The 12,457-nt window shown below is 65.5% G+C and carries 9 protein-coding genes and 1 pseudogene; 2 read left to right on the forward strand and 8 right to left on the reverse strand.

The window, feature by feature from the left end:
• The 6 genes from mraY to rsmH form a co-directional block, all read right to left on the reverse strand.
• A complete protein-coding gene (mraY, locus tag Q8N40_RS00360) occupies nt 1-1,107 on the reverse strand; it encodes a phospho-N-acetylmuramoyl-pentapeptide-transferase (protein ID WP_305321154.1) in 1,107 nt (368 codons plus the stop codon).
• 10 nt (nt 1,108-1,117) lie between these two features.
• Nucleotides 1,118-2,557 carry a UDP-N-acetylmuramoylalanyl-D-glutamyl-2,6-diaminopimelate--D-alanyl-D-alanine ligase gene (locus tag Q8N40_RS00365; RefSeq protein ID WP_305710395.1) on the reverse strand — a complete coding sequence of 480 codons (1,440 nt, stop codon included), beginning with the start codon at nt 2,555-2,557 and terminating at the stop codon, nt 1,118-1,120.
• Nucleotides 2,554-4,011: a UDP-N-acetylmuramoyl-L-alanyl-D-glutamate--2,6-diaminopimelate ligase gene (locus Q8N40_RS00370; RefSeq protein ID WP_305710396.1), complete on the reverse strand. Its 1,458-nt coding sequence runs from the start codon at nt 4,009-4,011 to the stop codon at nt 2,554-2,556. The genes Q8N40_RS00365 and Q8N40_RS00370 overlap by 4 nt, the downstream gene beginning before the upstream one ends.
• A gap of 109 nt (nt 4,012-4,120) precedes the next feature.
• On the reverse strand, nt 4,121-5,866 hold the full coding sequence (locus Q8N40_RS00375) for a penicillin-binding protein 2 (RefSeq protein WP_305321157.1): 1,746 nt from the start codon (nt 5,864-5,866) through the stop codon (nt 4,121-4,123).
• A complete protein-coding gene (locus Q8N40_RS00380) occupies nt 5,863-6,249 on the reverse strand; it encodes a hypothetical protein (protein ID WP_305710397.1) in 387 nt (128 codons plus the stop codon). Before Q8N40_RS00380 ends, Q8N40_RS00375 begins: the two co-directional genes overlap by 4 nt.
• A 2-nt stretch (nt 6,250-6,251) precedes the next feature.
• Nucleotides 6,252-7,247, reverse strand: a complete 996-nt coding sequence (rsmH, locus tag Q8N40_RS00385) for a 16S rRNA (cytosine(1402)-N(4))-methyltransferase RsmH (RefSeq protein ID WP_370870902.1) — start codon at nt 7,245-7,247, stop codon at nt 6,252-6,254.
• A gap of 603 nt (nt 7,248-7,850) precedes the next feature.
• Here rsmH and Q8N40_RS00390 point away from each other — a divergent pair.
• A complete protein-coding gene (locus Q8N40_RS00390) occupies nt 7,851-8,633 on the forward strand; it encodes an N-acetylmuramoyl-L-alanine amidase (protein WP_370870903.1) in 783 nt (260 codons plus the stop codon).
• Nucleotides 8,634-8,729: 96 nt separating this feature from the next.
• Entirely contained in the window at nt 8,730-11,018 is a 2,289-nt protein-coding gene (locus Q8N40_RS00395; protein ID WP_305710399.1) for a heavy metal translocating P-type ATPase, read from the forward strand.
• Between the two features lie 818 nt (nt 11,019-11,836).
• Here Q8N40_RS00395 and Q8N40_RS00400 read toward each other — a convergent pair.
• Together Q8N40_RS00400 and Q8N40_RS00405 are read right to left on the reverse strand one after the other, a co-directional pair.
• A complete protein-coding gene (locus tag Q8N40_RS00400) occupies nt 11,837-12,259 on the reverse strand; it encodes a hypothetical protein (protein WP_305710400.1) in 423 nt (140 codons plus the stop codon).
• 26 nt (nt 12,260-12,285) lie between these two features.
• Nucleotides 12,286-12,457: pseudogene (locus tag Q8N40_RS00405) on the reverse strand (RNA polymerase subunit sigma-24); the annotation flags it as partial.

The following is a 12,457-nucleotide window of genomic DNA, read 5'->3' on the forward strand; positions in this document are numbered from 1 at the left end:
TCACCGCAGCTTCAGCGTGGAGAGGCCGGCCAGCGCCAGCATCACCGAGATGATCCAGAACCGGATCACGACCTGCGGCTCGGTCCAGCCCTTCTGCTCGAAATGGTGATGCAGCGGCGCCATCCGGAACACGCGCTTGCCGGTGAGCTTGAACGACACTACCTGGACGATCACCGACACCGCTTCCAGCACGAACAGCCCGCCGATCACCGCCAGCACGATCTCGTGCTTGACCGCGACCGCGGTCGCACCCAGCATGCCGCCGAGCGCCAGCGAACCGGTATCGCCCATGAAGATCGAGGCCGGCGGCGCGTTGAACCACAGGAATCCCAATCCGGCGCCGAGCACCGCGCCGCATAGCACCGCCAGTTCGCCGGTGCCGGCGACGTAATTGATCTGCAGATAGTCCGAAAACACTGCGTTGCCCGTCAGGTACGCGATCATGCCGAAACTCGCCGCCGCGATCATGACCGGCACGATGGCCAGGCCGTCGAGACCGTCGGTCAAGTTGACGGCGTTGCCGGCGCCGACCATGACGAAGGCGCCGAACAGCACGAAAAAGATGCCCAGATTCAGCGCGACGTCCTTGAAGAAGGGAATCACCAGCGAGGTCGAGAACGGGGCTTTTCCGAGCCGGGTCAGCGCGTAACAGGCGGCGAGCGCGATCACCGCCTCGATCAGCAGCCGGACCTTGCCGGCGAAACCGCTGTGCGACTGTTTCGTCACTTTCAGGTAGTCGTCGTAGAAGCCGACGAAGCCGAAGCCGAGCGTCACCGCCAGCACGATCCAGACATAGGGATTGAGCGGATTGGCCCACAGCACCGTCGAGACCACCACCCCGGACAGGATCATCAGGCCGCCCATGGTCGGCGTGCCTTTCTTGCTGATGAGGTGCGATGCCGGGCCGTCGGTGCGGATCGGCTGGCCCTTGCCCTGGCGAAGCCGCAGATGGTCGATGATCCAGGGACCGAACAGGAAGACGAACAGCGCGCCGGTCACCATCGCCCCGCCGGTGCGGAAGGTGATGTAGCGAAACACGTTCAGCGCCGTGCGGAACACGCCCAGACCGGGAATCGTGTTGGAAAGATCAAGCAGCCAATAAAACATTCAATCCGCCCTATACCTCGGCTCCGTCCTGCGAGGCCTTGCCGGGAAAGCGCTTTTCGAGCGCCATTACAATCGGTTTCATCTTCGTGCCCAGCGATCCCTTGACCATGACCACGTCGCCGGCGCGAATCGCCGATGTCACCTGGTCTGCAAGACTAGCCGAATTCTCGGCATATCCGCCCCGTTTACCGGTGGAAAGCGCGTCCCACAAGTTGCGCATCAGCGGACCACAGCAATACACCAGATCGACGTTGTTGGCCTTGATGGCCTCATTGAGGCCGAGATGCAGCGCAGGGGCGGTTGGACCCAGTTCGCGCATATCGCCGAGCACCGCGATACGGCGGCCTTGCGGACCGACCGCGGCAGTGCCGAGCACGTTCAGCGCCGCCGCCATCGACGCCGGATTGGCGTTGTAGCTTTCGTCGATCAGCGTCGCCTCGCCGTGGCCGACCTCGAGCACGCGCCGGGCGCCGCGGCCCACCGCCGGCTCGATCTGCGACAGCGACAGCGCCGCCAGCGCCAGATCGGCGCCCGCCAGCGAGGCGGCCGCCAGCACCCCCAGCGAGTTCATCGCCATATGGCGGCCGGGCATGCCGAGCTTGTAGGTCACGTCATGGCCGAGGATGTTGGCGTGCACCGCCGAGCGGTCCGGATGCAGCGCGACGTCGAGCAACCGCGCGTCGGATTTCGGGTCGGCGCCGAACGAAACGATCCTGTCGATGCCGCGTTTTTTGGCGCTGCGCTCCAGTCGTGCGAACTGCGAATTGTCGCGGTTGAGCACCACCGCGCCGCCCGGCTCCAGGCCAGCGAAAATTTCCGCCTTGGCGTCGGCGATCGCCTCGATGCCGGCGAAGAACTCCAGATGCACCGGCTCCACCGTGGTGATGACGGCGACCTGCGGGCGTATCATCTTGACCAGGGTCTCGATCTCGCCGGCATGATTCATGCCGACCTCGAAGATCGCAAACTTGACCTGTGACGGGCAGCGCGCCAGCGACAGCGGCACGCCCCAATGGTTGTTGAACGACGACGCCGAAGCATGGGTCGGTCCTTGCGCCTCCAGCACGCGCCGCAGCGCCTCCTTGGTCGAGGTCTTGCCGACCGAGCCGGTGATGGCGATGACATGCGCATCGAGACGCGCGCGCGAAGCGATCCCCAATTCGACGAGGCCGGCGAGCACATCGTCCACCACCAGCAGCGGCGCGTCGGGCGCGAATTTGTCGCGTTGGGCGCGTTCGACCACCGCCAGCGCGGCGCCGGCCTTCAGGGCGGCGGCGACAAAATCATGGCCATCATGGACGTCGCCCTTGATCGAGAAATAAGCGTCGCCCGGCGCGATGGTGCGGCTGTCGATCGACAGGCCCGTAATCGCTTCCGGCAATGCGCCCTGGATTTGCGCACGCATCGCCTGCGCCATTGCCTGAGATGTCCACAGCGGAGCCGCGCTCATGCCACCCTCGATGAAAGTGCTGTTACCACCGCGTCGTGATCGCTGAACGGCAGGGTGTTGCCACCGACGATCTGACCGGTCTCATGGCCCTTGCCGGCGATCAGCAGCGCGTCGCCTGGTTGCAGCGCCGCTATCGCCGATCGAATCGCCTCGGCGCGGTCGCCGATTTCCACGGCACCTTTCGCCGCGGCCAAAATCGCCGCGCGAATGGATTGCGGATTTTCGCTGCGCGGATTGTCGTCGGTGACGATGACGCTGTCGGCATTCTCGGCGGCGATCGCGCCCATCAAGGGGCGCTTGCCGGCGTCGCGGTCACCGCCGGCTCCGAACACCACCACCAGTCTGCGTTTGGCGTAAGGCCGCAGCGCCTGCAACGCCTTGGCCAATGCATCGGGCTTGTGGGCGTAATCGACGAAGATCGGCGCACCGTTGCGCTCGGCGACGCGCTCAAGCCTGCCTTTGGCCCCCTCCAGCAGTTCCAGCGATGCGAACACCGCTTTCGGATCGCTGCCGGTGCCGATCGCGAGGCCCGCGGACACCAGCGCATTCTCGATCTGGAATTCGCCGACCAGCGGCAGTCGCACGGAATAGCGGCGGCCGCGATGTTCGAGGGTCAGCTGCTGGGCAAAGCCGTCGATGTCGGCGCCCACGAGCCGAATGCCCTCGCCCGCGCCGTCGCCCTTGTGGCCGACCGCGATAATGCGCAATTTGCGGGCCCGCGCCGCATCGATCGCCTGCTGCGAGCAGTCATGATCCGCCGAAATCACCGCGGCGCCATCGGCGACGACCAGGTCGCGGAACAGCCGCAGCTTGGCGTTCAGGTAATGCGCGACATCGGGATGGTAATCCATGTGGTCGCGCGAAAGATTGGTAAAGCCGCCGGCGGCGATGCGCACGCCGTCGAGGCGGTACTGGTCGAGCCCGTGCGACGAGGCTTCAAAGGCGAGATGGGTGACGCCCTCGCCGGCGATGTCGTCGAGCTGGCGGTGCAGCGCGATCGGATCAGGCGTGGTCAGCGACCCGTAGATGGTGCGCTTCGGCGACACCAGTCCGATGGTGCCGATGCTGGCCGATTCATGACCGAGCCGCTGCCAGATCTGGCGCGTGAAAGCGGCGACCGAGGTCTTGCCGCTGGTGCCGGTGACCGCCGCGATGGTGTGCGGCTGCCGCGGATAAAATTTCGCCGCAGCCAGCGCCAGCGCGCGGCGCGGGTTCAGCGTCGTGACGAAGGGCACACGGATGTCGTCCGGCGGATGATCGCCGGCGATCGCCACCGCACCTGCCGCAATCGCCGCATCGATGAAGCGCGCGCCATCGGTCTTGGCTCCGGCCAGCGCGAAGAACAGGTCGCCTGGCTTCACTGTTCGGCTGTCCATCGCCAGGCCCGACACCACGACGGTCCCGTCCTGTGGAGCAAGCGTGGCATCATCGCTGAGGAGGTCGCGAAGTCTCATTGGCTTCCAGTCCGGCCGGCGCGGGCGCCGTCTATCGATCTGAAGTTTTCAAGGGAATTTGCGGCAACCACTTTTGGGAACTTCGACTCGGCGGCAATAATGATGAGCCTTACTGGCTTCCCTTCGATGCCGCAAGAATAAGGCGCTCGGACGGCGGCAGATCAAACCGCGGCTCGACGCCCAGGAGCGGGCCGATGCGGGCGATCACCTTGCCGCCGGTCGGCACCGCGTTCCAGCCCGAGGTGATGAAGCCGTGGGTTTCCGGCAGCGGTTTCGGCTCGTCCAGCATGATCAGGATCTGATATTGCGGATTGTCGGCCGGCATGATCGCGGTGAACGAGTTCAGCACCTGTTTCCTGGAATAGCGCCCGTTGACGACCTTTTCCGAGGTGCCGGTCTTGCCGCCGACATAATAGCCCTTCACGTCGGCCTTCCTGGCGGTTCCGATCTCGGCGTTGAGCCGCATCAGATAGCGCATCTTGTCCGACGTCTCGGTCCTGACCACCTTCTTCGCCATCGCCCTCGCTTCCTCTTCCGTCCGCTTGAGGAATGTCGGCGGGATCAGATAGCCGCCGTTGATGACGGCGTTGATGCCCATCACCGCCTGCAGCGGCGCCACCGAAAGCCCGTGACCGAAGGCGATGGTGATGGTGTTGAGTTCGCCCCAGCGCCTCGGCACGATCGGCGACGTGCTCTCGGGCAGTTCGGTGCGCAGACGGTCGAGCTGGCCCATCTTGCGCAGGAATGCCTTGTGGGCCTCGACGCCCTGCGACAGCGCCACCCGCGCCGCGCCGACGTTGGACGAGAAGGTGAAGACTTCCGACAGCGTGATCGAGCGGCCCAGCGGGTGGGTGTCGTTGATGGCGAATTTGCCGTAACGCAGCGCGCCGCGGGCATCGTACAGGGTGTTGAGATTGGCCTTGCCGGAATCCAGCGCCATCGCCAGCGTCAGCGCCTTGAAGGTCGAGCCCATCTCGTAGACGCCGGTGGTCAGGCGGTTGATGCGATCGGGGTCGTGCGCCTCCTTCGGATTGTTCGGATCGAAGTCCGGCACCGACACCATCGCGACGATCTCGCCGGTCTTGACGTTGGAGATGAGGCCGGAGGCCGCCTTGGCCTTGTATTTTTCCTTGGCCTTGATCAGTTCGTCGCGCAGCGCGTGTTGAACGCGCAAGTCGATCGAAAGATCCACCGGCCGCTGCAGCCGGTCGGTGGCGAAGCCGGCGCGGTGCAGATCGGCCAGACCGTTATTGTCGAGCCATTTCTCCATCCCGGCGATGCCCTGATTGTCGATATTGACCAGGCCGATCAGATGCGCGACTTCGGCGCCGGTGGGATAGACCCGCTTGTTCTCGCGCAGGAAGCCGATACCGGGAATGCCGAGGCGATGGATGTCATGCTGCTGCTTCGGGGTGATTTCCCGCTTCAGCCAGACGAAGCCCTTCTTCGACGCCAGCCGTTGCCGCACTTCGCCGGTGTCGAGATCCGGCAGCGTTGCGGTGAGAAGCTCGATCGCCTCGTCCTTGTCGATGATCCGGCGCGGTTCGCCGAACAGGCTGGGCGACTTGACGTCGGTGGCGAGAATCACGCCGTTGCGGTCGACGATGTCGGGGCGGGCGGTGGCGATGCGGTCCTGCGACGCGGTGCGGCGCGCGGCGTGATTGTCGCCGGTGGCGATCATGACCAGCCGGCCGCCGATCACGGCATAGATCGCCACGAAGGCCAGGATGGCAAGCCCGACGCGGGCGCGCGCCTTGGCGGAACGGTCGACGTTGCGCCCGTACAGCAGGCTGCGGATCAGCCGCTGCCGCCACGGTTCCGCTGATCTGACGGTGTTCGGCGCCGGATCGGTCATCGCTGAGCCTCCGGCACCGAGCCCGTGACAGTGGTGGCATCGACCGCGGCATCGATGGTTTCGAGCATCGCGCCGATCGGATCGGGATCGCCCGGCTTGAAGAAGCGCGGCGGCCGCTCCGGCAGGTTCTTCATTGAGTCATATTGCGTGGCGACCAGCGGCTTCAGCGGCAGATGGCGGTCGGCGAGGCCCTGCAGCCGCTCCGGCGCATCGAGCTTGGCCCATTCGGCGCGCAGGCCGGCGATGGCATCGCGCTGCTCGCGGATTTCCGCATGCAGCCGCACCACGCGCTCGGTACGCGCGGTGGATTCCATCTTGATGCGGTAGACATAGGCGGCGGCGAACACCAAGGCGGCGATCACGAAGAGATGGATGATCCGCATGGTCAGCCTCCCCTCATCACGTCGTGGAGACTGGGCCAGGCCGGCAATCCGGCGGCGGCATGCGCGGGAGCCTCGGTGCGCTCGGCCGCGCGCAGCTTGGCCGACCGCGCGCGCGGATTGGCGGAAACCTCGTCGCCCCCGGCTGTGACCGGGCGTTTGGTCAGGATGACGAAACTCGGCGCGGTCTGGTTCACTTCCGGAAGGTGCCGCGAGCCGCCGCCGGCCTTTCCCCGTTCGACCAGGAAATTCTTGACGATGCGGTCTTCCAGCGAATGAAACGACACCACCACCAGCCGGCCGCCCGGCCTCAGCACGCGCTCGGCGGCCGCCAGCGCCAGATGCAGCTCGTCGAGCTCTTCGTTGACGAAAATCCGCAAGGCCTGGAACGTGCGGGTCGCGGGATGGATTTCACCCGGCTTCGGCCACACCACCGTCGAGACGATGTCGGCCAGCGCCCTGGTGGTTTCGATCGGCGCTTCCTTGCGGGCGGCGACGATGGCCTTGGCGACGGGGCGGGAATAGCGCTCTTCGCCGAAAATATAGATGATGTTGGCCAGATCGGCCTCGGACGCGACCGCGATCACGTCGGCCGCGGTGGGGCCGTCATGGCCCATCCGCATGTCGAGCGGGCCGGCCTGGCGAAACGAGAAGCCGCGCTCGGCCTGGTCGAGCTGCATCGAGGACACCCCGACATCCATCACGACGCCATCGACCAGGGACAGGCCCTGCGCGCCGCAGATTTCGGCAAGATTTGAGAAGCGGTCCTCCACCAGGGTGAGCCGGCCAGCGGACCGGTCCACCAGATCGAAGCCGCCCGAAATGGCCGTGCGGTCGCGGTCGATGCCGATGACGCGGGTTCCCTCGATGTCGAGGATGGCCCGGCTGTAGCCGCCGGCCCCGAAGGTGGCGTCGAGATAGATTCCGCCGTCGCGGGGACGGAGCATCTCGATCGCCTCGCGGCCCAGCACGGGGATATGGCGTGCGCCAGCCGGATTCATGCCCCGGCTCCGGGCGCGGTCCGGGGAAACTTGCGGAAACTGGACGCGAACGGCCCCATTGCGCCTCAAATGTCTGCACTTTGCCGGGCTTTTCCGGCCGGATAGCGATTTCGAGGCGCGATTGCCGATCCCGCGCGCCCCCCATCGCAAACCCGGAGTTCCCGATGGAATTTGCTGGGCTGCCATGGGATCTCAAGCGCCGGGATTTCGCGCGTCAATTGCGGCCTCGGCCGTCCCCAAACCGGTTCGGCTCTTCACCACTTAGTAACGTCAGTTAGCGTTAAGAAAGCGTTGAAGGATTTGGGCGGATTTCGATCTCGACCGGACCGCACGGCCATCGCCAGCGCCATGCTCGCGCAATCATTCCGATTGGCGGCATCAAGTGATGCTTCCCGCACACACCCGGCCAAAATGCGAAGCCGCGGCCGGCTCACGGATTGCGCCGGCGACATCGTAAAGGAATAGTAAAGAGGTTCGCCGTGAGGGCGCACCCTTGCCGTTCTCCTGCCCGGATTGACCTGCCCTATGCCGCCCGGTTCGTTCGCATCCAACGGTATTGATTCGAAGCGTCGCGCCGTCCCGCTCCCGAGGACCAACGCGGACATGAAGACGTTTACCCCGGATTCCTCGATCGCCTCCGACGTCATCCCGTCGGTGAACTACGGCGACCGGAACAAGGGCCGGCTGCCCGACATGATCGTGCTGCACTACACCGGCATGCCCGATGTCGAGGGCGCGATCGCGCAACTGTGCACGGCGGGCACCGACGTATCGGCGCATTACATCGTGCTGGAAGACGGCCGCATCGTGCAGTGCGTGCCGGAGGCCAGGCGCGCCTGGCATGCCGGCGTGGCGGTGTGGGCCGGCGAGGAAGACATCAACTCCTGTTCGATCGGCGTCGAAATCGTCAATCGCGGCCATGACTGGGGCTATCCGGATTTTCCGCGGCGCCAGATCGCTGCCGTGATCGCGCTGTGCCGCGGCATCATGCTGCGCCGCCAGGTGCCGTCGCATCGCGTGCTCGCGCATTCGGACGTCGCCCCGGCCCGCAAGAAGGACCCCGGCGAAAAATTTCCGTGGCATTCCCTCGCCAATTCCGGCGTCGGCCACTGGGTGCAGCCGGCCCCGATCGTGCGCGGCGAAACCATGAAGCTCGGCAGCATGGGCGACGACGTGCTCGGCCTGCAGCAGGCGCTGGCCAAATACGGCTACGGCATCCCGACGACGGGGAAATACGACGGGCCCACCATGGAAGCGGTCACCGCCTTCCAGCGCCACTTCCGCCCTGCCCGCGTCGACGGCATCGCCGATCATTCGACGCTGGTCACCCTGCAGGCGCTGCTGGAGAGTTTGCCGGCTGAAGCCGTGGCCGTCGGGACGAAGTAGCTTCCGGCCAATCGGCCTGTCGATTGACCTTGCTCAAGCGGGACAGGCCCATTTTCGGCGACAAGCCGCGTGGCGGCATGAGCACGGAATTGAGCAATGTCATTTGAGCGCATCCTGCGCTGGACACTGGTGGCGATCGCCATCGCCGGATTGTCGGCGGGAATTCTCGCTTGGCTGGCCGGCCGGACTGCCCTCGCCGATCTCTGCTGGACGCTGGCCACCGCCCCCGTCGTGGCGGGACTGGCGTTCTCGATCGTCAGGGATTTTCTGGCCGGCCGGTTCGGGGTCGATGCGATCGCGCTGGTGTCGATGAGTGCGGCGCTGGCGCTCGGCCAGCCCTTGGCCGGCGCGGTGGTCGCGCTGATGTATTCCGGCGGCAATGTGCTGGAGGATATCGCGGTGGCCCGCGCCGAGCATGATCTGCGCGCGCTGGTCGATCGCGCGCCGCGCGAGGCCCGCCGCCATGTCGATGGCCGCATCGAGCAGGTGCCGGTTGACGCCGTTGTCATCGGCGACAGCTTGCTGGTGCATGCCGGCGAGGTCGTGCCGGTCGACGGCGTCGTCACCTCGGGCGACGCCGTGATCGACGAGTCCGCCTTGACCGGTGAGCCGATCCCGGTGGCCCGCGCGCGCGGCGGCGCCATTCTCTCCGGCGCCCTCAACGCAGGTGCTACCTTCGAAATGACGGTGACCGCGGTGGCCGGCGAAAGCACCTATGCCGGCATCGTGAAAATGGTCACCGCGGCGCAGACCGCCAAGGCGCCGTTCGTGCGGCTGGCCGACCGCTATGCGCTGGTGTTCCTGCCGGTCACGCTGGCGCTGGCCTTCGTGGCGTGGTGGATCTCGGGCGATCTGTTGCGCAGCCTCGCGGTGCTGGTGGCGGCGACGCCGTGCCCGCTGATTCTGGCCGCACCGGTCGCCTTCATCGCGGGCGTCGCCCGGGCGGCGCGGCGCGGCATCCTGGTCAAGGGCGGCGGCGCGCTGGAGGCGCTGGCGCGCGCCCATACCGTGCTGTTCGACAAGACCGGCACGCTGACGGTCGGCGGCGCGCGGCTGTTGTCGATCGAGGTGGCGCCGGGCGAGACCGCCGAACAGGTATTGCTGCTCGGCGCCTCGCTCGAACAGGCGTCGCATCATGTGGTCGCGGGCGCCATCGTACAGGCCGGCACCGCGCGCGGCCTCCGCCTCAAGCTGCCCGGGCAGGTGCGGGAATCGATGGGCTCCGGGTTGCACGGTGTGATCGACGGACGACGAATATCCGCCGGTTCGCGGGAATTCGTCATGGCCGGCGCGCAACCCCCGGAATGGGCGACCCGGGCGATCCGGCGCGCCTCGTGGCGATCGGCGCTGATCGTGTTCGTCGCGGTCGAGGGACGCCCGATCGGCGCCCTGCTGCTGGCAGACGAACTTCGCTCCGATACGCCGCGGGCGATCCGGCTGCTGCGCGAGGCCGGCATTGCGCGCATCATCATGGTCACCGGCGACCGCGCCGGCGCGGCGCAGGCGATCGGCGTATCGCTCGATCTGGATTCCGTGCTGGCCGAGCGCGTTCCCTCCGACAAGGTCGACGCGGTGCGCTCCGAGCAGCTTCTGCATCCGACCATCATGGTCGGCGACGGCATCAACGACGCTCCGGCGCTGGCGGCGGCCGATGTCGGAATCGCACTCGGCGCCCGCGGCGCCAGCGCTTCGTCGGAAGCCGCCGACGTGGTGATCCTCGCTGACCGGCTGGACCGGGTCGGCGAAGCCATCGCGATCGCGCAGCGGGCGCGCCGGATCGCCGTCCAGAGCATCGTCGCGGGCATGACGCTTTCGATCCTCGCCATGCTGGCGGCGACCTTCGGCTGGCTGCAGCCGGTGCCGGCGGCGCTGGTTCAGGAGGCGATCGACGTCGCCGTGATCCTCAATGCGCTGCGCGCGCTGACCCCGGGTTACGGCCACTCCGGCAGGCGCATGACCGAAGCGACCGGACGCGAGCTGCACCGCGATCACCTCGCTTTGCTCGGCCATCTCGACCGCTTGCGATCGATCGTCGATGCGCTCGACGATGCCGCTCCGGAGAACGCGGCGGTATTGATCGCCGAGGCCAACCAGCTGGTTCAGGACCAGGTGGTCGCCCACGAACGCGACGATGAGGGCCATGTCTACCCGCAGCTCGCCAAGGTCTTGCAGGAGAGCCACGGCCTCTCCGCCATGAGCCGGGCGCACCGCGAGATCCTGCATCTCGCCCGCCTGCTCGCCCGTGTCGCCGACGACTTGCCGTCGGAAAAGGTCGACCGCTATCTCATTCGTGACGCGCAGCGCCTGATCGAGGCGGTCGAGACCCTGGTGCGGCTGCACACCGCGCAGGAAGAAGACATCTACGAAGCGGTGGCGGCAAGGTAGGCGAAGCGGGTTCCCGAAGGCGGCGGCTGCGCCAAAACAGAACTATCGAAAACAACCCCATGCAATGGAAACATTGAGGTAATATATTACCTTAATGCCAGCTCCACGCCAACGCGCCCTCACCATGAGATCATTGGACGCGGCGGTGGATGGGCTCAAACGAAATGCCAGCATCGTAGGGCGGGTTAGCGAAGCGTAACCCGCCGATGCAGAATACCTGGATGGCGGATTACGCTGACGCTAATCCGCCCTACGCGCTGCTGGTGTAAACCACGCCATTTTCGCTCCCTAAGACTTGTCTTGCGCACGCCTGATTAGATTGACGAAAAAAATGCCAATCGCAGCGAGGAAAGCAAGGACGACAACCGCGATCGATAGCCCACCAAACAATGTTGTAAGGGACCACGCCCAATCACGCTTTACTCCACCTAGATCCAATCCGAACCGATAGAGCTGCCACACGTAGTACATTCGCGCCATAAAGATGACCAAGATTGGTCCGGCGCAAACGCAGACCAAGACACACGATTCTCTTACCAAGAGAACAAGTAGAATAGGAGCCAGCCAGATCGAGAAATTAAAAAGCACATCGATGAATTCGCCCGCCAATGAGCGTTGATAGGCCATACCGCAGACAGTCAAGAAATGGACGAAACAAAGCACCAAGGCGGAAATTCCACACATCTGATGGGAAGCCGAAAGGGTCTTGTTGCTAGCTAGCATTCCAGTGTTTGCCCCTAATCTCACCGCTCCTGCCCGGCTTCGGCCCGCGCTTGCCCCGTCGAGCCGGGCCAGAAAGCGGACGAACCGCCACGCCCTCAGCGCCTGATCTCCCTGATCAGCACCTTGACGGCCGAGCCTTCCTTGAAGATGCGATAATCATATTCGACGGTTCCGCCGCCCGACAACGCCAGGTTGGCGGTGCAGATCGTTTCCGAATCCGATGCCGAAACCTGCTTGATGAAGTTGTATTTCGTTGCGCTGAACTTGTTCTGCTTGTTGAGGTCGGACAGCGTGTCGCGCGTGGTCTGCGCGTCGCAGGCCGGGATGCTGCCGATACTGCCGACTTTGCCGATGATTCCCACGCCGGTCAAAAGCAGGGTGATGGCGATGCAGGCGTAGAGGAAATAGCGCAGCCATTTCGGCCCGGTCCGCGCCGCATTGGCCATGGCCACGCTGCCGACGACACCGGATACCGCGGAACCATAATTCGGCGATGCCAGATCTTTCTCATTTTCCATCGCAATGCCCCCTGAAAGAAAAGAGCTTAGACCACGCCATCGATTTCGGCCATGCGCCGCGCATAGAGCCGCCGCAACGGTTCCAGCTGCGTTGCGGCCGTCGCCGCAACATAGGCCTCGCGCGCGGCATCGCGCCGGCCGAGCCGGTGCAGCAGATCGGCGCGGACCGCCGGCAGCAGCGCGTAGCCATCGAGGCCG

The organism is Bradyrhizobium sp. (genome assembly GCF_030693485.1).
Taxonomy (GTDB): Bacteria; Pseudomonadota; Alphaproteobacteria; order Rhizobiales; family Xanthobacteraceae; genus Bradyrhizobium.

Excerpts from the sequence above, each read along its gene's own strand:
- Q8N40_RS00375 (WP_305321157.1), bottom strand. The coding sequence starts at position 5,866 with ATGACCGATCCGGCGCCGAACACCGTCAGATCAGCGGAACCGTGGCGG.
- Q8N40_RS00395 (WP_305710399.1), top strand. The coding sequence starts at position 8,730 with ATGTCATTTGAGCGCATCCTGCGCTGGACACTGGTGGCGATCGCCATC.
- rsmH (WP_370870902.1), bottom strand. The coding sequence starts at position 7,247 with ATGAATCCGGCTGGCGCACGCCATATCCCCGTGCTGGGCCGCGAGGCG.
- Q8N40_RS00390 (WP_370870903.1), top strand. The coding sequence starts at position 7,851 with ATGAAGACGTTTACCCCGGATTCCTCGATCGCCTCCGACGTCATCCCG.
- Q8N40_RS00370 (WP_305710396.1), bottom strand. The coding sequence starts at position 4,011 with ATGAGACTTCGCGACCTCCTCAGCGATGATGCCACGCTTGCTCCACAG.
- Q8N40_RS00380 (WP_305710397.1), bottom strand. The coding sequence starts at position 6,249 with ATGCGGATCATCCATCTCTTCGTGATCGCCGCCTTGGTGTTCGCCGCC.
- Q8N40_RS00365 (WP_305710395.1), bottom strand. The coding sequence starts at position 2,557 with ATGAGCGCGGCTCCGCTGTGGACATCTCAGGCAATGGCGCAGGCGATG.
- Q8N40_RS00400 (WP_305710400.1), bottom strand. The coding sequence starts at position 12,259 with ATGGAAAATGAGAAAGATCTGGCATCGCCGAATTATGGTTCCGCGGTA.
- mraY (WP_305321154.1), bottom strand. The coding sequence starts at position 1,107 with ATGTTTTATTGGCTGCTTGATCTTTCCAACACGATTCCCGGTCTGGGC.